The sequence below is a fragment of the Paraburkholderia sp. BCC1886 genome (assembly GCF_900996245.1).
GTDB lineage: Bacteria > Pseudomonadota > Gammaproteobacteria > Burkholderiales > Burkholderiaceae > Paraburkholderia.
Genome location: NZ_CAAJGK010000022.1, coordinates 223,349 through 249,239, shown reverse-complemented (window position 1 = coordinate 249,239; position 25,891 = coordinate 223,349). Strand labels below are relative to the sequence as shown.

The window sequence follows — 25,891 nt, the reverse complement described above, 5'->3', positions numbered from 1 at the left end:
TCGGGGAACGGGGGGCGGCTGCGCCGCCCCACCCCACAGACATGAAAAGAAACAGAACCAGAACGACGGCAAAACCAGACATTTCTATCTAGCCAGACCCCGGACATTTCAATCTGGCCTCGACAAAAAAATGTTAGTCCAAAGTTCAGATATCGTGTTTCCGCTAGATTGAAATGTCGTGTTTGCGGGTTCAGGCTGGTGGCCAGCATGCCTTAAGGAGCGCTGGCCATGCGGAAATACGCCGCAGGACTGCTTTAAATCGTAATCTCCACAGGATTGCCGTCCGGATCCGAGATCACAGCGTCAAAATAGCCGTCACCCGTCCATCGCGGACCCGACACCAAGGTACCGCTGGACTCCATCCGCTTTGCAACGGCGATCACCGCATCGTAGGAGCCGAGTGAAATCGCAATATGTGCCCAACCGACCCGAGGACGGTCCGCCAAATGCGTCGCAAGCTTTGGCAAATACATCAGTTCGATCGTCGGCCCCTCCGGCAAGCGGGCAAAACTTGCTCTGGACGCGTCAGGCTGGTTAGGTGGACACGCGGAGAGAAACGGTCATGTTTCACCGGTAGCGTCGACATGCGGAGGTTGTTGACGCAGGCACGGCGTCGCGCTACCCGCGGCTCAGATAAGCCTCGACCCGTACGGCCTGCTTCGCCACCCAGGCCTCGTCCTGCACGCGCGAGGCCGGCAACGGTTGCGCAAGCGTCGCTCTTGCCTGTCGATAAGCCTGAGCAAAACTGCGCAACTCCTGCGTCACAGGGCGATCTTCAAGACGTCGTCTAAGCAGCGCCCCTTCAATGCAACGCTCGATCAACGCAATCTGGCTGTCGATATAGTCGACACACAGGTCCCGGCAACGCATCGACGCGCCCGCCACGGCAAGCAAGGCCGGCACGAGCGAGATAGTCAGAAAGCCGCCGGAGGGAATGCGGGCCAACGCGGCAGGCGACTCGAACAGATCGCGACGCAGCGCGGCGAACACCGCGCGGCCCCATATCTCACGTTCGGCTTCGAGTGCAACACGTCGTCGGGTCAACGCGTCGTGCGCCGACGCATCGACCACGCGACCCTGCGCGACCATCGGTGCAGCGCCGTCGAACTCGCCTTCATGAATGCAGTCCGCGCCGAGATAACCGGCGCTTTCCTTGCGACCGGCCAGAACGATATGTTGCAACCGGTCCGGCACGAGCGGATCGAGCGGCACCACTTCGCACGTCACCGGCTTGCCCTGCAGATGAATCGCGCAGCGCCCGTCGGCTTCGAGCGCCGGGCAGCGCGCGAGAGACGGATAGTCGTAGCCGTGCGCGACGATGCTGAACGTGCTGTCCGCACCATGCAGCAGCGTCTGCGCAAGCGCATCGAAGGCCGCGGCGTCCCCGGCATCGAGCAACGCTTCGCGAGCGCCTGCACGCAGCCGCTCGCCTTCCCGCTTGCGCGGCACCCGGCCAATGGCGAGGCAACCGATGAAACGGTCGCGATGCCGGAACAGTTCCGGCAAGGACATGGCAGGCGCGCTGTTGCAGCATTTGCCGCAAGCCGAGCAGGCGAACGAATAACGGCTCATCGCGGCACGTTCACCATGGCCGCCGCACCGAATCCTGATAACGCGTCAGGATGAAATGCGCGACGTCGTTCGAATGATACGCAGCGACCAGTTGCGTGACCCACTTGCGGTTGCGATCGGCTTCGCGCACGGTCAGAACATCCGTGTACGGCGAGCGCGCATCTTCGAGGCCGATGCTGTCGCGTGCCGGCTGCAGACCCGCGCGTGCCGCGTCGTCGCTGCCGATCACCGCGAAGGCCACGCGGTTCAGGCTATCGAACAAACGCGCGCCCGGCAGTCGAAGAATTTTCAGATGCAACCGGTTGCCCGTGACATCGGCGAGCGTGGCGTGTAGACCCGCGCTGTCCCTGAAACTCAGCAGCGTGTAGTTTTGCAGCAGGATCAACGCGCGCGCCGTGCCGTCCGGGTCGGCGGGAATCGCGATGGTGGCGCCGGGTTGCAGCTCGCCGATCTGAGTCAGCTTGCGCGAATACAGCGCGATCGGGAAAGTCACCGTGGTGGCGACGCTCGTCAACGGATAAGCGTGCTGTTCGCGTTGCGCGGCAAACGCAGGTTCGGTTTCGAAACTCGCGGCATCGATCTGTTTCGCCGCGAGGGCGGCGTCGATACGCTCGGGGTGATCGAATACGACGACGTCGAGCGTGAGCCCGCGCGTCGCCGCGACCCGGCGTACCTCGTCCATGATCTCGGCATTCGGTCCCGCGCTGACGCCGACCTTAACGACCGGCGCAGGCGGCGCAACCGGACCCGGCGCATCGACCGCCGCCACGGCGCAACCCATGAGCCACCAGGCCGTCAAAGCCGCCATCGCCAGCTTGCCCACCGTCATGCCCCGTCCCGCAGAATCGTGCGAAATCCGATATGTCCGGCCGGCAGATCCGCTTCCTGCTGCTCTCTCGACGCCGCGCGATAGCGCACGCAGTAATCGCGCGAACAGAGGAACGAGCCGCCCTTGATGACCATCGGTGTATCGTGCCGGCGACTGAGCGGCGCGACAGCCGCCGTGTCGCCGTTGGTATGCGACTGGTGCGGACCGGAATACGGATCTTTCGTCCATTCCCACGCATTGCCGATCATGTCGTACAGCCTGAAGTCGTTCGCCGCATAGCAGCCGACCGGCGCGAGCCCGGCATGGCCGTCCTCGTTCGTGTTCAGCACGGGGAAAACGCCTTGCCAGTAATTCGCGGCGGGTTTGCCATGATCGTCGCGCGGCGCGGTGTCGAGGTCGGCACCGTCATGGCCGGCTTTGCCCGCGTATTCCCATTCGGCTTCGGTCGGCAGATCGCGGCCGAGCCAGCGCGCGTAAGCCAGCGCGTCGGCCTGCGTGACCATGGTGACCGGCTGGTTCATGCGGCCGTCGAGATTGCTGCCGGGGCCGGCCGGATGATTCCACGCGGCGCCCTTGAGCCACGTCCACCACGCCAGATCGCGCGCGTTCATCTCTTCGCGGGTCGGCTCGTGAAATGCCACGGCGCCGCCCTGGCGTTCCGAGTCGCTGACATAGCCCGTTGCTTTGACGAAGGCGGCAAACTGCGCGTTGGTGACATCGGTCTGATCGATCCAGAAGCCGCCGACGCGCGTCTTGCCGTCGCCGGCCGGGCGTTCGTCTTCGTAGCCGAGCCGGCTGCCGAACACGAATTCGCCGCCATGCAGATGCACCATGCCGGCCTTGCCGTCGTCGCGCCAGCGTGCCGGCAGACCGGTATAGCGGGCGCATTGCTTCTCGGAGCCGAGCGCGACGAGCTCGCGCGAGTGGTTCAGGGCGTCGAAACCGCCCTGCTCCCTGCCGCCGAAAACCGCCGACGTGGCCATCGCGGACACCCCGGCGAACGCGGCGCCGAACGCCACCGCGGCGATCGCGGCATACGCGCCGTATGAAGCCACGGCACCCTTCAACCTAAATCGAGCGCTCATGACGGGCTTAGTAATAGCCACGCGGACGCAGCGGTTCGACGCCGCCCACGCTCGTCATGTAGCTGTTCCACTGCTGCACGAGGCCGTCGATGATCGAAGGATTCTGCGTCGACAGGTCCTGTGTTTCGCCGCGGTCGGCCGTCATGTCGAACAGTTGCCAGTGACCGTCCACGGGGCCGATCGGCGGCTCGGTCCACAAGGCTTTCCAGCGGCCGTCGGCGCTGCGCAGGTAGCCGCGGCCGTAGGCTTCGTCGCCGAACGACGCGGTGTGCACCGCGCTGGTCGCCTGATCGTTGAGTACCGGCAAGAGCGACTGACCGGTCACCGGATACACGTAGCGATTGTTGTAGACCACCTTGCCCTTGTTCTGATCGACGCCGGTGAGCGTGTTGATCAGCGCAGGGGCGGCTTGCGTCGGCGGCGTGATCTGCGCGAGCGCGAGGAAGGTGGCGGTGTTGTCGGTTACATGCGTGAACTCGCGCAACGTCGCCTTCTGGGTGGTCTGGCCGGGCAGATGCACGATGGACGGCACGGACACGCCGCCTTCGCCGGAGTAGCCCTTGGTCTGACGGAACGGCGTGGCACTCACTTCGGCCCAGCGCAAGCCGTATTGCAGACGTTTCGCGCTCTGCAAGCCGTTGTCGGTGCCGAGCGTGGAGTAGACCGGTTCAGCGGCATTGGCGGTGTCGGTCGCGGTCGGGTCCGCGCCCGAATCGATCGGCCAGCCTTCGGCGCCGTTATCCGACTGGAACATGATGAACGTGTTGTCGTATTCGCCGATGTCCTTCAGATGCTGGATCAGCAAGCCGATGTTGTGGTCGAGATTCTCGACCATGCCCGCGTAGATTTCCATGTAACGCGCCTGGGCTTTCTGCTCGGCGGGCGAGAGGCTCGCCCAGGCTTTGTCCACGTAGCCCGGGCCGTAGTCCGTATAACCTTGCGCCGCGCTATGCACCGCGCTCACGTATTTGGCGTTGACCGTGCCGTTGTTCGCGGTGGCGGGGGTGGCAGTCAACGTTTCCGGCGCGCCGGCGTAGGGCGTGAAATCGGCCGGGATGATGCCGAGCGCTTTTTGCCGCGCGATACGCGCATTGCGAATCGCATCGTAGCCCGCATCGTATTTGCCGGCGTAGTTATGCAGATAAGGTTCGGGCACCTGCAGCGGCCAGTGCGGCGAGGTGTACGCGGCGTACGCGAAGAACGGCTTGCCGTCGCCCTTGTTCGAATCGATGTACGAGATCAGGCGCTGCGTGTAGAAGTCGGTCGAATAGAACACGGCGGGGTTGCCGCCGGTACCGCCGGGCTGCCCCGGTTGACCGGGCTGCACGTACTGGCCGTCTTCGGTGTAGTTCTGCGAGTTGGCCGGCTCGTGCGCGAAGTGATTGGTCGCGGCGCCGCCCAGCAGCGCATAGCTATGTTCGAAACCCCACTGGTCCGGCGTCTGACCACTGCCGGTCGCGCTGCCGGCAATGCCCGAGCCGAGGTGCCACTTGCCCGCCATGTACGTGTGATAGCCGCCGTCCTTCAGCAGTTGCGCAACCGACAGCGAGCGATCGTTCAGATATCCCTCGTAACCAGGCAGACCTTTGCGCTCGTCGGTCGGCGCACCCATCGTGCCTTCGCCGACCAGATGATGGTCGGTGCCCGAAATCAGCATCGAGCGCGTGATCGCGCAGACCGTGCCGGTGTGGTGATTGGTGAGGATGCGGCCGCTTTGCACCAGCGCGTCGAGATTGGGCGTATTGATTTCGCCGCCGAACGCATGGATGTCGGAATAGCCGAGGTCGTCGGCCATGATATACAGGATGTTCGGACGTTTTTGCGCGACGACGGGCGGGGTGACGGGCTTCGTGGCCGCCAGATCGTTGTCGCCGCACGAGGCGAGTGCGACCAGGCTGGCGACGGCGGCGCCGATGACTCCTAGGCGGATAGACGGACGAATGGATGGGCGAAGCGATCTCTGTGTTGTCATTATTCTGGGGGCCGGGGAATATCGGGTCGCAGATGGTAGCAACGAGTTCCCGGCGGCCAAAGATCGATTTCTGAATTGCTATGTTGGTTTATCGATATGCATTCGAAAGGCTGCGGCTGTTGAGCTTCCGCACCTTGGAAGAAACACCGACCTCGACGTCTACCCAAAGGAAAACAAATTGACCGACTCCCTGATCAACCGCCGCATCGTCCTCGCGAACTATCTCGAAGGCGAGCCCACGGCAGATCACTTCCGTATCGAACAGGTCCCGCTGCGCGAACTCGCTAACGGCGAAGTCCTGCTCAAAGCCACCTATCTGTCGCTCGATCCTTATGTGCGCAACCGGATGACCAACGCGAAGTCGTACGCGAAGGGCCTGTCGATCGGGGACGTGGTGATCGGCGAAACGATTGCCGAAGTGATCGCATCGAACAACGCCGCATTCAAGCCGGGCGACCAGGTCTTGAGTTGGGTCGGATGGCAGCAATACGCGATCTCGGATGGCTCGGACCTGCGCCTCGTGCCCTATAGCGATGTTCCCCCGTCGACCTTCCTGGGCGTATTGGGCATGCCCGGCCTGACGGCCTACGCGGGCCTCGTCGAGATAGGCAAGCCGCAGCCGGGCGAGACCGTCGTGGTGCCGGCAGCGAGCGGCCCCGTCGGCTCCGCAGTGGGCCAGATAGCGCGGATTCAAGGAGCGCGCGCAGTCGGCATCGCGGGCGGCGCCGCGAAGTGCAAACGACTGATCGACGACTACGGTTTCGACGCCGCCGTCGATCATCGCGCACCCGACTTCGAGTCCCAGTTGCGCGACGCTTGCCCAAACGGTATCGACGTGTACTTCGACAGCGTGGGCGGCCATCCGCTGACCGTCGCCACCTCCCTGCTGAACGACTTCAGCCGGATTCCGCTGTGCGGCACCATCGCCGACTACAACCTGCCGTCGCCGCCGCCCGGACCCGACCGCCGCCCCTCGTTCGTGCGCGCGCTGCTGACGCATCGCGTGACGATACGCGGCTTCATCGTGTACGACTTCGCGCATCGCAAGCCCGAGTTCGAGGCAGCGATGAGTCAGTGGATACGCGAGAAAACGGTTGCGTACCGCGAGGATGTGTCGGCCGGTCTCGACTCCGCGCCAGCAGCCTTCATCGGCATGCTGGGCGGCAAGAACGACGGCAAGGTCATCGTCAGGCTGTAGTTCGCTTGCTGCTCACGCGCACGTATAACTGGCGGCGGCATTCACATCGCCGCTGCCGGAATAATGCGGCGCCAATGGCGACTGGCATACCGGCAGAGTCCGCTGTGCACCGGTGGACGTCACGAACGTATAAGTGAGCTGGGTCGGCGCCTTGCCCTGCTCCACCCAGCCGATAATCGCGCTCGGCCAGTCGACGTAAGCCGTCGGATTCGTGATCTGACCCAACGCATGCGAATTGCCCGGCACCATGAATAGCCGCGTGCCCGTCGATGGATCCGCGACGCCCATCCCCTTGATTAACGTCGTGAGCTTCGCCTCGTTGTTCACGTGATCGTTCGGCGACAACAGGTTGTCGCCCAGGTCATGCCACGAGATGAGCTTGTTGCCCGAACTCACGAAGCTGGCAATCGACGACAGATCGTGATCGGCGCCGATTGCCTTGAGACCCGCCTGTATCGTCGGGAAATCCGTATCGACGTCGAACGTGCCTTGCCTCGTGGTGGTCAGCCACGCGGGATCGCCGGTCGCGAGCAACGCGAAACCGCCGCCCAGTGCGCCGTATTGCGAACCGAAGACCGAGTAGTCCGACCAGTTGAGACCGGAATAGATGACGGTGCCATCCGCGAGCGCGAGCGGCGCCTGATACGTCTTCAGCGTCTGAACCTGCGCGGCCGAGAGGCAGATGGCGGGATCGGCACTCGCCGTCGACTGACCGCATTGCAGTTGCGCCGCGTCGAACCTGCAAGCCGCGGGATTCTCGAGGTAGCCGTCCGTCACGCCATCCTGAGCGTCGCAAGACGCGACTGCTTTCGCATAGGCGCCCTGGAACTGCGCGGTCGACAGACCATTGCCCGTCGCGTTGCGCTGACCGATGGTCAACCAGAAAGCCGTTTGCGTCGCCATGTTCCCGGTTTCGCAGCCCGACACGATGCCGTCGAAATCTTTCGGCCAGCGTTGCGCCGCGATATAACCTTCACGGCCGCCATTCGAGCAGCCATTGAAATAGCGATGCGTCGCGGGCTTCCCGAAGAAGGCGTTGGTCACCGCTTTCGCGAAGTCCAGCGTGGTACCGACCGATTGATACGCGTAGTCGATCTGCGACGCCCTGGCATCGGCGGTACCGGTGGCCCACACGGCCGGCGCGGCCTGCGCGGGCACGTTGGCGCGATTACCGCCGTTGGACGCTGCATAGACGGCGGCCCACTTCGACAGCGGCGACAGCACCGCGGTGATCGCGTTGTTCGTCGTCGTGAACGCGGACGGAATCGTTCCGTCGAAACCCCCTCCTCCTGCTTGCCAATACCGCCCGGACCAGTTGTCCGGCACATCGACTTCGATGTCGAGATACGGGGCGCGCGTGCCGCTCACCTTGCAGATGCCGGAGGACGTCACGTTCGCGACGGCTTCGAGACGGGTCGCGGACGTGACGGTCACGCCCGCCAGCGTCTGGCCGGTCAGTGCGGCGCAGGTCGCCGTCAACTGGGCGACGGTCGGCGTCGTGGATGGCGCGTCGTGGATACTGCCGCCGCACGCTGCAACGAGCAGCGTTGCGCCGACAGCCGCCGCGCTGACGCAGGCGAGTCGCGCTCGCGAGGGTGCTCCCCTGAAAAGGGCCAGCGCGCCCCGTAACGTGCCGCTCGTCGCCATATCGTCTCCAGACATATTTTCTCTTTAAATACCGACCGGTCGGTTGGGTATAAGCGTAAGAGTAAGAAATATGTAGTGACAGGAGAACGGGCGTTAACCCTGCCGCGGCAGCGACACTAATGGCCGACGCGGGCTGGCAACGTTACCCAGACCGGCGGATGCCCAATCGCGGTGAGGAATGCGTCGAGCCCTGCACGTTCGAGTGCCACAGTGATCGCATTGTCCAGTGGATGAAAAAGAAACTGCGATTCATTCGCGAGATCGTCGTCGATCATCAGTTCGATCGTTTGCGCCGGGTCGTTCGCGAGCGCAAGTGGACTGAGTGAACCAGGCTGCACGCCGAGCAGATTCAAAAGATTCGCCGGGGACACGAACGAAAGCCGCTTGCTATTGAAACTGGCGGCGGCGGCGACGAGATCGACGGACTTATCGGCGGCCGTCACGATCAGAAAGTGGCGCCCCTTACTGTCCCGGACCAGCAGGTTCTTGCAACGCGCACCCTCGAGTGCAAGTACGAGCGTGCGCGAATCTTCCATCGTAAAGATCGCGGCATGGCGCTCGAGCCGATAAGCAATTCCTCTGCTTTCCAATAGTTCGAGAACCTGCTCTGCTCCTGCCACTTCGTTTTGCGATTTGCCGTTATCCATTCTGCCGCCTGCTAGTCATCGGATTGCAAGGTGCGCATCCACTGACTTCGCACCTCGGCTTCATTTGCCCCGTCGTCGTAGATGGGCGAAGTCAGACAGGACGCTTCGGTGATAGCGATAACGACGATATGCCGGATCCGCAAACTCAGTGCGGCCCAACGCTCGAAAAGCCCGATGTATCGACGGTAGCTGTCCGTGCCGACCGCGGCAATGGCCGCGTGACCGCTTGCGCGAAATCCCTTTCGACTGAATGGGTCGACAAAATTGATCTCGACAGCAGGAAAGTGTTTCAGATTCTCAATCGTATTCGGTGAGCGAATTTCACCAAAGGCGATGGTCCTTTCGTCCATCACGACAAACGTGCCTTTCGGTGACACATTGGGTCGACCCTCTGCCGAAACAGTCGCAACGAAACCGAGTCTCTGTTTCTCCAGTATCCGAACCATCTCTGCCGACAGCATGCTCAACCTCCTGAAATCATGGTGTGTTCAGCAGCGACGCGCGCCATCATCGTATTCCGTTCATTACAATACGACGAATAATGAACATACCTGTACATTTAGTCAAGAACCCGGATAGAGGGAAGTCGCCGGTCGACAAACCGCTCTCATCCGCCACGAACCGGCTGTGCTAAAGCTTGATACCGCTGAGAACCTCGAGGTACCGCGGAGCGACACGCTTGCGAACCTCGTCGCTCTCCTTGATGCCGGTCAGGTAGTAGCCGAGCTGGTGGTAATAAAGGATTTTGGCGCGCACGACACTATCGGTCTTTGCATGGCCCATGTCCTGAAATATTTTCTGAAGGTAGGCGATGCGCCGTCGGTCGATTCGCGCCACTTCCTTTGCGACGACCGCATCCTTGCGCGCCCATTCCCGTATCGCCATATCGAACCCGGACGAGAACTGGCGCTCGTCGATGAATAGCGTAACCAGTTGGCGCAGCCTGAGGCGCGCTAGTTCATCGCGCTCCGTCGGGTCCGTGTCGTGGGGTTCCACCAGTGCGCGCAGCGCCCGGTCGTTCACCTCGGTCCAATAGTCGAGCAACGCATCCAGCAGTTCCTGCCGGCTTTTGAAATTCCAGTAAAAGCTGCTACGGCTAATTTCCAGCATCGACGCAAGCGGCTCGATCTTGACCGCGTCGACGCCCTGCCCGATCAGAATCGAGCGCGCGGCATCCAGCCAGACCTCGCGGTCGACAGCCGGTCGTGACGCCTTGGTCATACGCTTTGCTGGTTTTTCACTCACGGGTACCTGCGGCATCTCGATCACTTCAAGTTAAGTCGCCGGCAAGCATAGCATTGCGCCGCGCCGGTCCGTCTGCAGCGATGCCCGACAGCAACGTGCTGGAAGAAGCGTAAACCATGAGGGCGATTCCAGCAGAAAACCTTGCAGAGCATTTTTGATCCATTTATCTTAAGTACAGTCCTGTACATTAAATCGTCCGGACCGCGAATCTGCGACAAGGCAGATCGCCATCGCGAAGCAAATTTCAGCCATGGGATCAACACATGCATACGACGAAGAAGACCGCGATCGGCCTGGCCTGCGCGGCCGCCATCACGGCAAACGCACACGCGGATCAGACCGTGACGATCGGCTACAGCGGTCCGCTGACGGGACAGGTGGCGCACATCGGCAAAGATGCGGAAAACGGCGTACGGCTTGCTATCGATGAAGCGAATGCCAACCACATCACCATCAAGGGCGAACCGGTCCATTTCCAGATCGACTCCGAAGACGATGCGGCCGACCCGAAAACAGCGGTCGCCGTTGCGCAAAAGCTCGTCGACGCCAAAGTGAACGGTATGGTCGGCCATCTGAACTCCGGCGCGACCATTCCGGCATCCAAGACCTATGCGAGCGCCGGCATTCCGCAAGTCTCCCCTTCGGCGACCAATCCGGTTCTGACGCGTCAGGGTTTTGCGACGGCATTCCGGGTTATCGGGGACGACAGTTACGTGGGGCGCGTCGTCGCGCAGTACCTGGCCAGAACGAAAGGCTTCAGGCGCGTCGCCATCGTCGACGATCGAACTTCTTATGGGCAAGGTCTCGCCGACGTCGTGGCAAGCGAACTGAAAGCGGCCGGTGTCGAAGTCGTCGACCGCGAATTCGTGTCGGACAAGACCATCGACTTCCGCGGCATTCTGACGGCCATCAAATCGAAAGACGCGCAGGCGATCTTCTACGGGGGCGTCGACGCTCAGGCCGGACCGCTTCGCAAGCAGATGAGTGCTCTGGCGATGAGAATGCCGCTGGTCGGCTCCGCCATCGAAACCGACAAATTCGTTGAACTGGCCGGTTCGGCGGCCGCGGAAGGAACGGTTTCGGCCGAGTCCGGGCAACCGCTCGGCAGCATGCCGCAAGGCAAGACCTTCGAGGAAAAGTTCGAGAAGTACGGTCCTGTCGTGCTGTATGCACCTTATGCGTACGACGCGACATGGGCACTCATCAATGCGATGAAACTTGCCGATTCCACGGTTCCAGCCGAATACCTGCCTGCGATGAAAAAAGTGGATTTCGAAGGCGTGACAGGAAGGATTGCGTTCGACAGCAAAGGCGATCTGCGCGCCGCCAATGTGACGCTGTATTCCGTTAAAGACGGCAAGTTCAGCCCGATGAGCACCGTGGCGCTGAAGTAACCCAAGCCATCTCGAGAATAAAACGACATCATTCCCAAAACCTGTTTTCAGACTATTTCGGATGACTATATGAAAAACAGAATTCTCGCAGGCGCCTTACTGTGTAGTGGCTCTGCCTTTGCCCAATCCTCGGTGACGCTCTATGGTTTGATGGATGCTGGCGTGACGTATACGAATAACGTGGCGGCATCGACGGGTCATGGGTCGGCTGTCCAGTTCATTTCGGGCTCTTCGCAAGGTGACCGCTGGGGATTGAAAGGGTCCGAGGATCTGGGTTCCGGTCTCAAGGCCATCTTCCAACTCGAAAACGGCTTCGTGCTGAGTAACGGTCAGTTGGGCCAGGGTGGCCTGTTGTTTGGCCGCCAGGCGTTTGTCGGCATCAGCAGCAACTGGGGTACGGTAACGCTAGGTCGCCAGTACGACTTTATCGGCGATTTCCTGCCGGCTTATGCGATCGGCGCGAATACACCCGCCGGCTTGCTCGCGTGGAGTCTGCCCGCTAACGCGGCCGGCGGATATGTATTGGACAACCGTATCTGGGGCGATGAAGTCAACAATTCCGTCAAATACTATTCGCCATCTATCGGTGGTTTTCATATCGGCGCCATGTATGGTTTCGGCAACGTGGCAGGATCGGTCGGCACGGACAGTTCGACCAATTTCATGCTGAGCTACGACCAGGGCCCGTTCAGCGGCTCGATCGCCTATATGTCGATTCACAATGCAACCCCTTCATCCAATTCCACGGAATATGCCGGCGGCGCAGCGTATATGGTCGGGAAGGCACGCCTCTTCGCACTCGTTACGGACGTCCAGTTGAGCGGCGGGACGAAGCCACGGGCAACGACTTACGAAGGTGGCTTGGCCTACCAGATCGTGCCGGACGTTTCTCTGGCCGGCGGCTATCAGTTTCAGCACAGGAACAACGACCTGGGCAGTGCCAACCAGATCACGCTGAGCGCGGACTACTTCCTCTCGAAGCGCACCGACGTTTATCTCGTTGGGGCACTGGCTCACGACCATGCGTATGGCGCGCAAGTGCAGGCCGCCTATGGCGATTCCTCGAGCACCGATGTCCAGACGGGCGTCCGGGTTGGTATCCGCCACAAGTTCTGACACGCGAAGCCGAATATTTGCGCAGGCTGGAAGAAGGCCCTTGAGCAGGGCCTTTTCCCGTGCCCGACTCCAGACTCAGGTTGGGCGCCGCCACGAGAACGATTCAACCGGCTCGGACGACGCCATGGCTTCGCCTACACTAAGGCACCTTCAACACTTTTGATTGAGAGCCCCCATGTCCAGGCAAGTCAGCATTACATCGGAAGGCGCGCAGTTCGATGCCTACGTCGCCCTGCCCGAAGCCGGCAACGGACCCGCCATCGTTCTGCTGCAGGAGATCTTCGGCGTGAACGCCGAGATGCGTGAGGTGGCGGACCTGTACGCGAGCGAAGGCTATGTCGTGCTCGTGCCCGACCTGTTTCATCAGTTCGCGCCGCATATCGAACTTGGCTACACCGAAGCGGATCATGCGAAGGCCTACGACTATTACCAGCGCTTCGATATTGCCCGGGCACTCGACGATATTCGTGCGACCGTTCAGCATGCCCGTGCAATGCCCGAATCGAACGGCCAGGTCGGCGCGCTGGGCTTCTGTCTCGGCGGCAAGCTCGCGTGGCTGGCCGCGGCGCAATGTGGCGTAGATTGCGCGGTCGGCTACTACGGCGTGGGCATTCAGGATGCGCTCGACGTCGACCGGATCACCTGCCCCGTCGCGCTTCATTTCGGCGAAACCGATCCGCTCAATCCGCCGGAAGTGGTCCAGACCATCCAGAGCGCGCTCGCCGGAAAAACGAACGTGAAGCTCTACACGTACCCCGATGCAGGCCATGCGTTCAACCGCAGCGGACCGACTTTCGTGAAAACCGCAGCATTGCCGGCGCATACCCGCAGCCTCGCTATTTTCCGTCAGGCAATGGGTCCGCAATACGACCTGAGCGCGCTGGCCGACCATCACTTCTATCTGGAGTTTGCCGCGCGCGATCCGGAGGCGACCATGCTGACCATGGTGCCGCAACCCTACGTGAACCACGTGCCGACCATGACTGGCGGCACCGGTTATACCGAACTCAAGCGTTTCTACACACACCATTTCATCCACAACAATCCGGCCGATACGAAAATGGTCCCGATTTCGCGCGTGGTCGGCGTGGACCGGATGGTCGACGAGTTCGTGCTGTGCTTCACGCACGATCGGGAAATCGACTGGCTGCTACCCTGCGTCGAACCGACCGGAAAATACGTCGAGGTGCCGATGCTCGTCGTGGTCGGCTTCCGTGGGCCGAAGCTATATAACGAGCACATCTACTGGGATCAGGCGAGTGTGCTGGTGCAGATCGGCTTGCTCGATCCGGCCGGTCTGCCGGTAAGCGGCGCCGAAGCCGCGAAGAAACTGCTCGACGAAACGCGGCCGTCGAACACGTTGATGGCTCGCTGGAAGCAAAGCGAGCCCGCGCAATAAGTCAGGCAGGATGCGGCCAGCCGTTGCGCGATACAGCGGCGATGGCGGTCCCGAAAGCACCGGCAGCTTTTCCACCGCTCCACGATAGTAGAAAAAATCGCACCCACGATGTCACTCCGTGGTGCGATGAAACTTGCCGGTGCATCGCTGCACAAGAACGCGTCACCGACCTGTCGGCTGACGCCACCCTCGCGACGGTCCGACCGTTTCGCGAAACCCTTCCCTATTCGAAATTGCGTGTGGTCGCGCGTACCCGAATACTCCGCCACCCCTTTATTCACGCCGTTCCCGTTGCTTTCGACGCGGGCTCGGTGCGCTCCGACGACGCCCGCGCCCGTGACAAATGGCATGGAGGTTGCTCTACTTTAAGAGAATCCTCTCTACCATCGTCACAAGGAACCACCATGAGTGAAGTTACGGCCGACACGCCGGTCTCCGGCACGGAATCGGCAACGTCCGCGCATCTGCAGCATGAACGGCGGCGAGTACTCGTCGCGAGCGTGATCGGATCGATCTTCGAGTGGTACGACTTCGTGGTGTATGCGATCGCGTCTGCACTCGTCTTCAACAAGCTGTTCTTTCCCACCGCGAATCCGCTGGTCGGCACCATCGCCGCATTCGGCACCTATGCCGTCGGCTATGTCGCGCGGCCGCTGGGCGGCATCGTGTTCGGCCATTTCGGCGACCGGCTCGGACGCAAGGCGATGCTGTCGTTGACGCTCGCCATCATGGGCGTCGGCACGTTTCTGATCGGCTGCCTGCCGACTTATGCGCAGATCGGATTATGGGCACCCGCGCTGCTGATCGTGTTGCGCTTCACACAAGGTCTCGGGATTGGCGGCGAATGGGGCGGCTCGATCCTGATGGCCGTCGAACATGCGCCGGCGAACCGGCGCGGGCTGTTCGGCAGTCTTGTCCAGCTTGGCTATCCGATCGGCGTGATCGTCTCCACCGGTGTGTTTTCGATGATGGCGTGGTTGCCGCAAGCGGACTTCCTGAGCTGGGGCTGGCGCTTGCCGTTTCTGATCAGCATCCTGTTCGCGGTAGCCGGCATATTGATCCGCCTGCGTGTCGCGGAGAGTCCCGCGTTCGAACGCGTCGCGCAACCCGAGACACTCGCCAAGGTGCCGTTCTTCGACATTCTCACGCATCATCGCCGCATGTTTTTGCTGGCGGTCGGCTTGAAAATTTCGGAAATCGCGTGGGTCAGCGTGGCGACCATCGTGACCATCAGCTACGTGACGATTCACCTCGGCTTGCCGAAGAGCGTGATTCTCAACGGCCTGTTGTGGGCCGCAGCGCTTGAACTGCTGACCATTCCGCTGTTCGGCTGGCTGTCCGATCTCTACGGGCGGCGCACCATGTTCTTCGCCGGGTGCCTGTTCTCGATCGTGTTCGCATTCCCGCTGTTCTCATTACTCGATTCGCGCGACCCCACCACCATCGCACTGACCATCGCCATCGCGGTGAGCCTCGGGCAAGGCATCATGTTCGGACCGGAAGCGGCGTGGGTCTCGGAACTGTTCCCCACCCGGCTGCGTTACAGCGGCGCATCGCTCGGCTTTCAGGTGGGCGGCGCGATCTCGGGCGGCCTGACGCCACTGGTCGCGACCCTGCTGATGAACTCGGCAAACGGCGCAACCTGGCCGGTATCCGTCCTGCTGATCGTCACCGCCGCCATCACGTTGCTGGCTGCCTGGCGCGCGCCGGAAACCGCGCACGAACCGCTGCGTTCGTGAGCGGGCCAAACCGGAGCGGGCCGCTCCAGTTCGCGCTCTAACCGCGAACTGGATTGATGATGATCAGATATTTGCAGGCGCTGCGCCCCTGGTTCTCGAACCGATGGGGCGCGTCGGCGCGATAGTAGATCGAGTCCAGCGCATTGAGCACGGTGCGCGTCTCGCCGATCGTCACGGTCAGCACGCCCGACAACACATACACGTACTCCTCCACCGGCAGTGTATGCGCAGCGAGCGGGCCCGTTTCGGCTTTCGCGGGCAATTCCGTCATGACGAAGTCGAGGCCGCGTCCCGGCAAGATAGGCGACAGCACGCGACGCGAGAAACCCGAGTCGGGATCGACGAGCACCGTCTGCTGTTCGTGCCGGATCACGACGACGTCGTGCTGCCGCACTTCCTGGCCGAGCAAACGGGCGACCGTGGTATCGAGTGCATCGACGAGTTTGGAGAGGATCGACGTGGAGGGCGAAGACTGCGCGCGTTCGATCTTCGAGATCATTGCGCGACTGACGCCCGACGCGTTGGCGAGGTCGTCGAGAGACAGATTCTTGAGCTTGCGTTGGCGGCGCAATTCATCGCCGAGCGCGGCATGCGTAGGCGATGCCGCGGCATTCGCGCCGGATGAAGCGAGCGCCGCGTCGGCATCGGAAGCGACGGCCGGGTCGTGCGCCGTCTTGCGTGAAGCCATGGAAACCTGCCGCGCGCCGGTTTTGTCTTTTATCACTGTCGAATTCGCGTTCGTTTGAATTCCGTGATTTTATAGGTTTGGGCGGGCGCGGCACCGAATCAGAGCGGGCGCATCTCGATGTCATCCAGTCGCTGTCATCCAGTCAGGCAGTCCGGGTGACTGCGCAGCGCGCGGCGCGCGTAGTACGCAAAGGTCACCGTGTCGCGTTTCGCGGTGGATACCCAGTCGTGCGCTTCGACCGCGAGGGCCTGCGGCAAAGGCTTGATGGTACCGGCCGCCATGGCCAGCAATTGAAGACGTGCCGCGCGCTCCATCAACAGCGCCAGCATGCAGGCCTCCTCGATGGTTTTGCCGACGACCAGCTGGCCATGATGTGCCAGCAGAATGGCGCGCTTATCTCCTAGCGCGCCAGAAATGATCTCGCCTTCTTCGTTGCCGACCGGGACACCCGGCCATTTTTCGAGGAACGCGCAGTCTTCGAATAGCGGGCTGGTGTCCATATGGGACACCGCCAGCGGCACTTCGAGCATCGACAGTGCCGAGATATACGGCGGATGCGTGTGAATAATGCAGTTGATCTCGGGCCGTGCCCGGTAGATCCACGTATGAAAGCGGTTGGCAGGATTGGGAATGCCCTCGCCCGCCACCACTTGCAGGTCTTCGTCGACCTCGAGCAGATTCGACGGCGCAATCTCGTCGAAGCCGAGACCCAGCCGCTGCGTGTAGAACGTGCCCGCGTGGGCGCGCGAGGTGATCTGGCCAGCAAGACCGGAATCGTGACCGCCGTCGAACAGGATCCGGCAGGTCAGCGCCAGCTTGTCGGTCACACTCCAGCTGCCTTCGCGCACATCGGCATCGAGCCTGCGCTCGGCGAGTGCGATGAGCTCTTTCTTGGACATTTCCAGCGTTTCTGCCATGACATCGATCCTCGGTAAAAATCCACTAAAAGTAGAATGTGCTCTACTTTAGGAGATCAATAAGACGATGTAAAGCGATGGTTTCCCCGCATGGGAGCCGACCTGGCCTACAAAGCCGACGAAGTTAACACACAGTAAGCAATCTTCCATTAGAATGCGATTGATTCTCATTAACGCGCCCGGCTAACGCCTCGTTCCGCCTTCATTCGTTTATTCGTTTCAGTGGCCAACTCATTCGCACTCACGCATCAGGCAGACACGGTCGGCTCGTTGTATCGGGAGCATCACCGCTGGCTCGTCGGCTTTCTGCAGCGCCGTCTCGGTGACCGGGACAACGCGGCGGATCTCGCGCACGACGCCTTCGAGCGGCTGCTCCGGAGCGATCCGGCCGCGGCCCTGCAGCAACCGCGCGCCTATTTGACGACGATTGCAAAGAACCTGATGGTGAGTCATTTCCGTCACGTGCAGGTCGAGCAGGCGTATCTGGACGTGCTGGGCAGTCAGCCGGAAGCGGTCGCCCCGTCGCCCGAATCCCGCGCGCTGATTCTGGAGACACTGGAGCGGCTGTGCCGTCTGGTGGAAGCGATGACGCCGCGGACCCGCACGGTTTTTCTGCTCGCCCAGTTCGACGGGCTCAGCTATCCGCAGGTTGCCGAACAACTCGGCCTGTCGCTCGACGTCGTCAAGAAGGCGATGTCGAAGGCCTTGCAGCAGTGCTATGCGGCCGTGTACGAATGACCGCTTTCTCCGCCGCGACATCGGCTGAACGTTCTACCCGATGAACGCCACGACGCGTATCGACGCGACGATCGTCGCGCAGGCGGCCGACTGGGTCGTCAAGCTTCAGACGGCGCCTTCCGCGCGGCACCGGGCTGCGTTCGAACGCTGGCGCGCGAGCAGTCCGCTGCATGAAGAAGCATGGCGGCGCATGGCCGACATGATGCAAGGCCTCGACGACAACGTCGCCCAACTCGCCCCGAACACGGTTCGCCCGATTGTCGAGCGGGTCGCGACCCGGCAGCAGAAACGCCGCCGCACTATCGCCCGTCTGCTTGCCATCCCGGGTGCGGGCGTGGTGGGCTGGAGCCTCGTCGACGTCGCGCCGTGGCGTGGCTGGACGGCCGGCTATCGCACCGCCGCGGGCGAGCGCCGCGAGTTCGTGCTCGCGGACAACACGCGACTGACGCTGAACACCAACACGGCCGCCGACGTGCGCTTCGACGCGCAGCAGCGCCGCATCACGCTGTATAGCGGCGAAATCCTCGTGGTGAGCGGGCACGACCCGGCCGGACGTCCGCTGCATGTCGCCACCCGCAATGGCGTCATCACGCCGATCGGCACGCGCTTCGTCGTCCGTCAGCCGGATGAAACCGGGGGCGACACACAAGTCGGCGTGCTCGAAGGCGCGGTGGAAATCCGCCCGGACAATGCGGCCGGCCGCGTACTGACGCTGACTCACGGACAGACCGCGTCGTTCAACCGTAGCGAATACGTCGAGCCGACTGCGCTCGATACGAGCACGACGGCATGGCTCGACGGGCTGCTGGTTGCCCGCAACATGCGGCTAGCGGACCTGATCGCGGAACTGGCCCGCTACCGGCGCGGCATCCTGCGTTGCGATCCGACGGTCGGCGCGCTTCGCGTGACGGGCATCTTCTCCGTGCAGGACACCGACAAGGCGCTCCGGTTACTGGAGAACATCCTGCCTGTCAGCGTTCAAAGCCGGACCCGCTATTGGGTCACCGTCACGCAACGTTGATTGCGTTACCGCCGCGGTTGCATTTTTCTGCCGACGCCCTGACTCGTCCATCGACGACACCCACCTACCCAACCCACCGAAAAAAATCCGGCACTGTTTCGCATTTCGCGCGTTAGACCTCATAAGACGATGCCGAGGCGCACGGCAACGTCGTCCATCTAACGATCGATTCAAGGCCTTTTCATGGTTTCAGTTCATTCACGCGCCACCACGCGCCGCGCTTTCCGTCGTGCACCGAATCTTTTCGCGCTGGCGATTGCCATGACCTTCGCCAGTGCGGCACCCGTGCTGAGCGCGACCGATGCGCACGCGCAATCGCCCCATGCCGGCGACGACGTGCGCCGCGACGACGTGCGCCGCTACGACATTCCCGCCGGCAACCTGGACGACGCGTTGATCGCGTTCGGCCGCCACTCGGGCTTGATGATCGGCACCGATCCCGCGCTGACTCATGGCGTGCAAAGCGCGGGACTGCACGGCTCGTATGCGCCGTCGGAAGGTCTCGATACGTTGCTGCGGGGTTCGGGCGTCGCCGCCACGCTGGTCGAGGGCGGCGCCTACAAGCTGTACCGGCTGCCCACGCCGCCCGCCAGTACGGATCCGACGATGCTCAAGCCAGTTCACGTCAAAGGCCACGTCGAAACAGCGTGGACGGAGACGGACGGCTATGTGGCGCTGCGCAGCGCGGCGGGCACCAAGACCGACACGCCGCTGCTCGAAACGCCGCAATCGATCTCGGTCGTGACCGCCGGCCAGATCGCGGATCAGGCGGCGCAAAGTGTCGGTGCGACGCTGCGCTATTCGCCCGGCGTGCGCGGCGATACGTTCGGCGTCACGACCGACCGCGACTATGTGCGCGTGCGCGGCTTCATGCCGAACTTCTACCTGGACGGCCTGATGCTGCCGTATGGTCTCGGCGGCCAGGGCACGCAATCCGAACCCTTCGGCCTCGAACGCGTGGAAGTCGTGCGCGGACCGTCGTCGGTGCTGTTCGGCCAGAATCCGCCCGGCGGCATTATCAGCATGACGAGCAAGCGGCCCACCGAAGACGCGCGTCATGAAGTGCAACTGGACGGCGGCAGCCACGATCGCGTGCAGGGCGCATTCGATTTCAGCGGGCCGGTCGATCCTGACGGCAAGTTGCTGTACCGTTTCGTCGCACTGCGACGCGATAGCGGCACGCAAGTGGACGGCGCCGACGACAACCGCACCTACCTTGCCCCGAGCCTGACGTTCCACCCGAGCGCCGACACCTCGTTCACACTGCTCGCGCAGTATCAGAAGGACGACGCCGGCATCGCGACGCAATACTATCCCGCGTACGGCACCCTTTACGCCAATCCGCTCGGGCAGATTCATTCGAATCTGAATCTCGGCGACGCCGGCCGCGACGCGTTGAACCGTGAATATTATGCGGTCGGTTACGAAGCGGATCACGCGTTCAACGACGACTGGAAGGTCAAGCAGGCCGTGCGCTATGCGCATGTCAAAACCCACAACTATTCGACGTGGGGCAACGGCTTCGTCACCGATCCGGCGACCGGCCTGCCGAGCGATTACCGCACGCTGCTGCGGCGCACGACGGACATCAACCGCAGCATGGACGAGTTCACGGTCGATAACCAGGTGCAGGGCAAGTTCAGGACGTTCGGACTGGAGCACACGATCCTCGCGGGCTTCGACTTCCGCCGCGAAACCATCGACAACTACACCGGCACGGTCGCGACGAGTTCGATCGACATTTTCAATCCGGTCAACACCGGCGTGACGCCGGCTATCACCTACACCGCGAACAACCTGCAGACGTTGAACCAGTACGGCGTGTATCTGCAGGATCAGGTGAAGCTCGACCGCTGGATTCTGACGCTGAGCGGGCGCAACGACTGGTCGCGCGCGTCGCTGAACAACCGGCGCACCAACCTGACCAGCTACGCGAACGACAATGCGTTCACCGGACGCGCCGCGCTCGGGTATCTGTTCGACAGCGGCGTGGCGCCCTACGTCAGTTACTCGACGTCGTTCGAACCGCAGATCGGCACGACGTCGCCGGAATCGGGCAGCCGTCCCTACACGCCGACACGCGGCCAGCAGACGGAAATCGGCATCAAGTATCAGCCGAAGAGTTTCGATGCGTTGTTCGCGGTCTCGCTCTTCGACATGAAGCAGAAAGACGTGCTGACGCCCGACCCCGAGAACATTCTGTATGCCGTGCAGACCGGTGAAGTCGGCTCGCGCGGCGTCGAACTGGAAGCGCGCGCCGCACTTACGCGACAGATCAAGCTGATCGCCAGTTACTCGTTCACCGACACGCGCGTGCTGGCGTCGAACACGGCGTCGCAACCCGGCAAGCAGTTGCCGCTGATACCGAAGCATCAGGCGAGCCTGTGGGCCACGTATAGCTTCGACCGTGCGGCGCTGTCGGGGCTCGAAGTCGGCGCGGGCGTGCGCTACACCAGCGGTTCTTACGGCGACACCGCCAATCTGTGGAAGACCGCGAGCTACGCCGTGTTCGATCTGATGGCGCGCTACGATCTGGGCCATATCGACGGACGTTTGAAAGGCGCGTCGCTGGCCATCAACGTGCAGAACGTCGGCGATCGCGAATATCTGACCGGCTGCCAGAGCGCAGGCTCGTGCGAGTTCGGCGAGCGCCGCGCGATCATCGGTACGGTAAGGTATCTCTGGTGACGGAGCCGGCGCGAGCGCCGCCTGGAAAACGGTCTACGGCACGTGGATGTTCAGTGTCGTGCTGCTGTGAGATCTGCTGGTGGCCATCGTCATCGGCAACCAGGCCGTGCTGCGCAGGTTCGCACAGGCGCTGCCCTGGCTCGAACGCGTATCGGGCGCCGTACTGATCGTGCTCGGACTGATCGTCGTCACCGTGCTCGCGTTACGCGTCTGGCGCGTCGTCCGCCGCACGCTCGTGCCGGTAGCGTCCAGGCGACAGCGCGAACACTTCCTTGAATCGTTTGGAGAAGGCCGCCTCCGAGTTGTAGCCGACCTCGGCCGCAATATCGCCGATCTTGCGCGACGACTCAGTCAGGAGGCGGCCTGCCAGTTGCATCCGGATCGTGCCGAGCAATTGCAGTGGCGGCTCGGTCGCCAGCGTCGCGTAGACGCGCATGAAACTGGCGCGGGACATCGCGGCCTGTTCGGCAAGCCTTGCCAGCGTCCATGCTTCCCCGGGCGCGCCGAGCATGGCGAGCATCGCCTGGCCGATACGCTTATGCGACAGCAACGCCAGAATCCCGCCGAGTCGGGGCGCATCCGCCAACCACACCCGCAAGATCATCGTGAACAAGGCCGTCGATATCGCGGTGACGATCGACTCGGCACCCGCCCGCGCTTCTTCCGACTCGCTTCGCAAGGTTGCGACCATCCATTCCAGCGGCTGGTCCGGGAATCTGACCTGAATCACGTCGGGGAGCGCGTCCATCAAGGGTGTCGGCGGCGCGTAGGCGAAGCGGCCGCAGAGCAGATCGAGACTGGGCGGGCCACCCTCGAGGTTGCTGCGCACCGGCACGGCACCGTTGACCAGCGTAGTGGGCATTCGCGCAGCGGCGGCTTCGCCCGAGACGCTGATCATATGCGCGTCGCCTCGCGGCAAAACGACGACATCGCCCGCAGCCAGATCGACCTGGGCGCCCCCTTTGCGACGCAACGAGCACTGGCCCGACAGGATTACGTGGAAAGCCGCGGTGCCCGGCGGTTCGGGCGGGTGGTCGACGTCGAGCGGCCCGATGAACAGACACCGCAAGTCGAGCATCCCCTGTATCCGGGCGAGGCGTATCAGCTGGTCGAGCGCTTGCATGGTCGATCTGCTCCTGGCAAGGGGGCTTCAACGCGAGTTCGAGACGATCGCGCGCTTTTCCGAGACTCCTGGCGCGGCGACCGGGACTGGAAAGCCCGATATTAGCTGCACGGGCGGCCCACTGGTTGCCAGCACAGGAGATCGGTCATGGAAAACACGCGCAGGTTCATCCCGGTTGGATTTTTCGGCATCGCCGTCGGGCTGCTGGCATTGGCGAATGCATGGCGTGTCGCGGTCCGCATCTGGGGCTTTCCGGCCGACGCGGCCACCGCGTTCACGATTGTCAGCGTGGCCTTCTGGCTGTTTCTGGTGGCCATGTACCTGCAGAAATGGATCGCGGACCGAAGCACGGCGCAAGCCGAATTGGCCGATCCGATGCAATCGCAGTTTGTCTCGCTGCTGCCGGTTTCGACGTTGCTGGCGGCTCAGGCGGTGCTGGCGTACTCGCGGACGTTGGCGATCGCGCTGTTCGTGCTCGGTATCGCCGGAGAATTGATGCTCGGCCTGTCCTTCCAGGGACGGCTGTGGCAAGGCGGACGCAAGCCGGAACTCGTGACCCCGGCCATCTATCTGCCCACCGTAGCGCCGGGATTCGTGGGTGCGACGGCTGCGGCAACCCTCGGCTGGCCTCATCTCGCGGCGTGGCTGTTCGGCGCCGGTTTGCTGTCATGGCTTGCGATCGAATCGATCATCCTGCACCGGGTCGCCGTGAACGAGCCGATGGCGCCCGCTCTGCGCCCGACTCTCGGCGTGCAACTGGCCCCGCCGGTGGTCGGCGGCGTCGCGTATCTTGCACTCACCGGCGGCGTGCCGGATCTGTTCGCGCAGCTGCTGTTCGGCTATGGGCTGTTTCAGGCGCTGTTGATAATCCGCCTGTTGCCCTGGGTACGGCAACAACCGTTCAACGCAGGGTACTGGGCATTCAGCTTCGGTGTCGCCGCGCTTCCGACCATGGCCATGCGGATGGTCGAGCGCGGCGCGACCGGCGCGATTCAATGGCTGGCGATTGGCTTGTTCATCGTGGCGAACATCGTCATCGCCATCCTGATTGCCAGGACATTGCAGTTGCTGGCGACAGGCAAGTTGTTGCCGGCGGCGGCAGCACGGATTGCGAGCCTGCCGGAAAAACCGGCGGCGGCGCTGCGCGCGCAGGCAGTGGGTAAAGTCTGATCTGGCGTGGAGTATCGAGACTGCTCATGAGATTTGAGTATTCTCGAATCTCATGAGAAAGACTGAGTCAACCTGATCCGACCCAGGCATCTTCCGCCGGCCGTAGATGGCCCGCAGCCTTCGCGACACACGGCGGCCCCCTACTTCCACACCGCCGAGCGGAACTCCAGATTCCAACCGGCCGACTGCGGCTGCCAGTCGAGCGACGGGTCTTTCAGATAGTTCAGCCTGAGTTCGGCGATCAGCACCGCTTCGCCGTCGTCATGCGTCAGCGCGAGAATCTGGCGGAATAGCGCATCGCGCTTGCCGCGGTCCGACTCGCCGCCCACCTTGTCGATCAGCGCCTGGACCTGCGGGTTGTAGTAGTCCGACCACGTGCCGTCCTTCGCCACCGATCCGCCGATCACGTGAATCGGATCGTAGATGGCATTGCCAAATTCGGAGAACGCGAGCGGGCCGCTCTGATGCACGTTGTTGATCCGGTTGAACGCGACGTAATCGACCACCTTGATCTGCGCCCGCACACCGATTTGCGACCAGTAGGCAGCAACCGCTTCGCACAGCGTGCGCGGGAAGGCGGCCGCGCAGTAGACGCTGGTGTCGAAGCCCTTCGGATAACCCGCATCGGCCAGCAGCTTGCGCGCCTTCGCCGGATCGTACGGGTAAGGTTTCAGATCGGGATTGCTGCCGTATGGATAGCTCGACGGAATGGTCGACGCGAGCGGCGCGGCCGCGCCGCGAAACACGCTTTTGATAATCGCGTCGCGATCGATCGCATAGTTCAGCGCGAGCCGCACGTCACGTTTGCTGAACGGGCTCGACGGGTCCTTCGAATAGATGCGCACGTGCAGCGGACTGCCGCCCGGCACCGACAGCACCGCCACCTTGTTGTCGCTGCGTAGACGCTCCGCATCCGACGCGCTGACGTCCGTCGACAGATCCACCTCGCCGTTCAGCAGCGCGCTCACGCGGCTCGACGGCTCCGCAATGAAGCGGTAGCGAATCGTCTCGATGCCCGGCTTCGTTCCCCAGAAACCGTCGAAACGCGTGAGCACCAGCGACTGCCCCACCGTGTGCGAAGCGACGCGATAAGGACCCGTGCCGATCGGCGCCAGCGCGAAAGCCTCGGGGTTGGGCAGCGACTCGGTGTACTTCTGCGGAACGATATACAGGTAGCCCGCAATCTTGTTCAGAAACGCGCCGTCACGCTGCGAGAGTTTGAACACGACCGTGTGCGCATCCGGTGCACTCACCGACTCCACCGTATTGACGAAATACGGTCGACGTGTGCTCCTGGTTGCGGGTGCCAGCACGCGTTCGAGCGAGTACTTCACATCCGCCGACGTGAAGGCGTCGCCGTTCTGGAACTTCACGCCGGCACGCAGCGTGAACGTATAGGTCAATCCGTCGTCGCTGATCCTGTACGCGGTAGCCAGACGCGGCACGAGCTGGCCGGTCCGGTCGAACCCATACAGCGTGTCGAACACGTTCCATGCGTACTTGGCCGAATCGACACTGGGCGCGACTTGCGGATCGAGATTGCCCGGTTCCGCCGACAGCGCCACCACGAGGGTATTTTTATCGACCGCCGGCTTGCCGCCGACCGCATGCGCGGGCGCCGCGCCGGCAAGCAACGCCATACCGAAGACGGCCGATGCAAGGGTCGTCCCTGCACGGCCGGCGAAAAGCCTGTGAATCATGAA

The 25,891-nt window shown here is 62.6% G+C and carries 23 protein-coding genes; 9 read left to right on the top strand and 14 right to left on the bottom strand.

Features of this window, described 5'->3' with window-relative positions:
• Positions 1-254: 254 nt before the first annotated feature.
• The 5 genes from FQ746_RS35570 to FQ746_RS02720 all read right to left on the bottom strand — a co-directional run bounded on the left by FQ746_RS35570 (position 255) and on the right by FQ746_RS02720 (position 5,458).
• Positions 255-500: a VOC family protein gene (locus tag FQ746_RS35570; protein ID WP_409932352.1), complete on the bottom strand. Its 246-nt coding sequence runs from the start codon at positions 498-500 to the stop codon at positions 255-257.
• Between the two features lie 118 nt (positions 501-618).
• Entirely contained in the window at positions 619-1,572 is a 954-nt protein-coding gene (locus tag FQ746_RS02735) for a hypothetical protein (RefSeq protein ID WP_144107293.1), read from the bottom strand.
• 10 nt (positions 1,573-1,582) lie between these two features.
• On the bottom strand, positions 1,583-2,353 hold the full coding sequence (locus FQ746_RS02730; RefSeq protein WP_144107326.1) for a MetQ/NlpA family lipoprotein: 771 nt from the start codon (positions 2,351-2,353) through the stop codon (positions 1,583-1,585).
• A gap of 44 nt (positions 2,354-2,397) precedes the next feature.
• The gene (locus tag FQ746_RS02725) at positions 2,398-3,486 is read right to left on the bottom strand and encodes a formylglycine-generating enzyme family protein (protein WP_144107291.1); all 1,089 of its coding nucleotides are present in this window, start codon (positions 3,484-3,486) and stop codon (positions 2,398-2,400) included.
• Between the two features lie 7 nt (positions 3,487-3,493).
• Positions 3,494-5,458: an arylsulfatase gene (locus tag FQ746_RS02720; protein ID WP_186310612.1), complete on the bottom strand. Its 1,965-nt coding sequence runs from the start codon at positions 5,456-5,458 to the stop codon at positions 3,494-3,496.
• 178 nt (positions 5,459-5,636) lie between these two features.
• On the opposite strand from FQ746_RS02720, the gene FQ746_RS02715 reads away from it, so the two are divergent.
• The gene (locus tag FQ746_RS02715; RefSeq protein ID WP_260853856.1) at positions 5,637-6,656 is read left to right on the top strand and encodes an NADP-dependent oxidoreductase; all 1,020 of its coding nucleotides are present in this window, start codon (positions 5,637-5,639) and stop codon (positions 6,654-6,656) included.
• A 12-nt stretch (positions 6,657-6,668) separates the two neighbouring features.
• Here FQ746_RS02715 and FQ746_RS02710 read toward each other — a convergent pair whose 3' ends face one another.
• The 4 genes from FQ746_RS02710 to FQ746_RS02695 form a co-directional block, all read right to left on the bottom strand.
• Positions 6,669-8,318, bottom strand: coding sequence for a tannase/feruloyl esterase family alpha/beta hydrolase (locus FQ746_RS02710; RefSeq protein WP_144107287.1), 1,650 nt, complete (start codon positions 8,316-8,318; stop codon positions 6,669-6,671).
• 101 nt (positions 8,319-8,419) lie between these two features.
• Positions 8,420-8,950, bottom strand: a complete 531-nt coding sequence (locus FQ746_RS02705) for a prolyl-tRNA synthetase associated domain-containing protein (RefSeq protein ID WP_144107285.1) — start codon at positions 8,948-8,950, stop codon at positions 8,420-8,422.
• An 11-nt stretch (positions 8,951-8,961) separates the two neighbouring features.
• A complete protein-coding gene (locus FQ746_RS02700; protein WP_144107283.1) occupies positions 8,962-9,411 on the bottom strand; it encodes a pyridoxamine 5'-phosphate oxidase family protein in 450 nt (149 codons plus the stop codon).
• A 169-nt stretch (positions 9,412-9,580) separates the two neighbouring features.
• Complete coding sequence (locus tag FQ746_RS02695) at positions 9,581-10,171, bottom strand: TetR/AcrR family transcriptional regulator (protein ID WP_186310611.1); 591 nt, start codon at positions 10,169-10,171, stop codon at positions 9,581-9,583.
• A gap of 287 nt (positions 10,172-10,458) precedes the next feature.
• Here FQ746_RS02695 and FQ746_RS02690 point away from each other — a divergent pair, with 287 nt between their 5' ends.
• The 4 genes from FQ746_RS02690 (at position 10,459) to FQ746_RS02675 (ending at position 15,843) form a co-directional block, all read left to right on the top strand.
• Positions 10,459-11,589: a branched-chain amino acid ABC transporter substrate-binding protein gene (locus FQ746_RS02690; protein ID WP_144107279.1), complete on the top strand. Its 1,131-nt coding sequence runs from the start codon at positions 10,459-10,461 to the stop codon at positions 11,587-11,589.
• A 69-nt stretch (positions 11,590-11,658) separates the two neighbouring features.
• On the top strand, positions 11,659-12,705 hold the full coding sequence (locus FQ746_RS02685; protein WP_144107277.1) for a porin: 1,047 nt from the start codon (positions 11,659-11,661) through the stop codon (positions 12,703-12,705).
• Between the two features lie 175 nt (positions 12,706-12,880).
• Positions 12,881-14,104: a dienelactone hydrolase family protein gene (locus FQ746_RS02680; protein ID WP_144107275.1), complete on the top strand. Its 1,224-nt coding sequence runs from the start codon at positions 12,881-12,883 to the stop codon at positions 14,102-14,104.
• Positions 14,105-14,508: 404 nt separating this feature from the next.
• Positions 14,509-15,843 (top strand): MFS transporter, encoded by a 1,335-nt coding sequence (locus FQ746_RS02675; protein ID WP_144107273.1) that lies wholly within the window; start codon positions 14,509-14,511, stop codon positions 15,841-15,843.
• Between the two features lie 37 nt (positions 15,844-15,880).
• Here FQ746_RS02675 and FQ746_RS02670 read toward each other — a convergent pair whose 3' ends face one another.
• Entirely contained in the window at positions 15,881-16,531 is a 651-nt protein-coding gene (locus tag FQ746_RS02670; RefSeq protein WP_144107271.1) for a helix-turn-helix domain-containing protein, read from the bottom strand.
• Between the two features lie 134 nt (positions 16,532-16,665).
• Entirely contained in the window at positions 16,666-17,448 is a 783-nt protein-coding gene (locus FQ746_RS02665; RefSeq protein ID WP_144107269.1) for an aldolase, read from the bottom strand.
• A gap of 222 nt (positions 17,449-17,670) precedes the next feature.
• Between FQ746_RS02665 and FQ746_RS02660 the strand changes: the two genes are divergently transcribed.
• The 3 genes from FQ746_RS02660 to FQ746_RS02650 all read left to right on the top strand — a co-directional run bounded on the left by FQ746_RS02660 (position 17,671) and on the right by FQ746_RS02650 (position 21,895).
• Positions 17,671-18,186: a sigma-70 family RNA polymerase sigma factor gene (locus FQ746_RS02660; RefSeq protein WP_144107267.1), complete on the top strand. Its 516-nt coding sequence runs from the start codon at positions 17,671-17,673 to the stop codon at positions 18,184-18,186.
• 40 nt (positions 18,187-18,226) lie between these two features.
• Positions 18,227-19,207, top strand: coding sequence for a FecR domain-containing protein (locus FQ746_RS02655; RefSeq protein ID WP_144107265.1), 981 nt, complete (start codon positions 18,227-18,229; stop codon positions 19,205-19,207).
• Between the two features lie 183 nt (positions 19,208-19,390).
• Positions 19,391-21,895, top strand: a complete 2,505-nt coding sequence (locus FQ746_RS02650) for a TonB-dependent siderophore receptor (protein ID WP_144107263.1) — start codon at positions 19,391-19,393, stop codon at positions 21,893-21,895.
• Positions 21,896-21,928: 33 nt separating this feature from the next.
• Here the strand turns inward: FQ746_RS02650 and FQ746_RS34665 are convergent, their stop codons facing one another.
• Positions 21,929-22,087 carry a hypothetical protein gene (locus tag FQ746_RS34665; protein ID WP_186310610.1) on the bottom strand — a complete coding sequence of 53 codons (159 nt, stop codon included), beginning with the start codon at positions 22,085-22,087 and terminating at the stop codon, positions 21,929-21,931.
• Between the two features lie 10 nt (positions 22,088-22,097).
• Positions 22,098-23,018 carry an AraC family transcriptional regulator gene (locus tag FQ746_RS02640; RefSeq protein ID WP_144107261.1) on the bottom strand — a complete coding sequence of 307 codons (921 nt, stop codon included), beginning with the start codon at positions 23,016-23,018 and terminating at the stop codon, positions 22,098-22,100.
• A gap of 147 nt (positions 23,019-23,165) precedes the next feature.
• Here FQ746_RS02640 and tehA point away from each other — a divergent pair, with 147 nt between their 5' ends.
• Positions 23,166-24,188 carry a dicarboxylate transporter/tellurite-resistance protein TehA gene (gene tehA / locus FQ746_RS02635; RefSeq protein WP_144107259.1) on the top strand — a complete coding sequence of 341 codons (1,023 nt, stop codon included), beginning with the start codon at positions 23,166-23,168 and terminating at the stop codon, positions 24,186-24,188.
• A gap of 140 nt (positions 24,189-24,328) precedes the next feature.
• Here tehA and FQ746_RS02630 read toward each other — a convergent pair whose 3' ends face one another.
• Positions 24,329-25,888 (bottom strand): ABC transporter substrate-binding protein, encoded by a 1,560-nt coding sequence (locus tag FQ746_RS02630; protein WP_144107257.1) that lies wholly within the window; start codon positions 25,886-25,888, stop codon positions 24,329-24,331.
• Between the last annotated feature and the right edge of the window lie 3 nt (positions 25,889-25,891).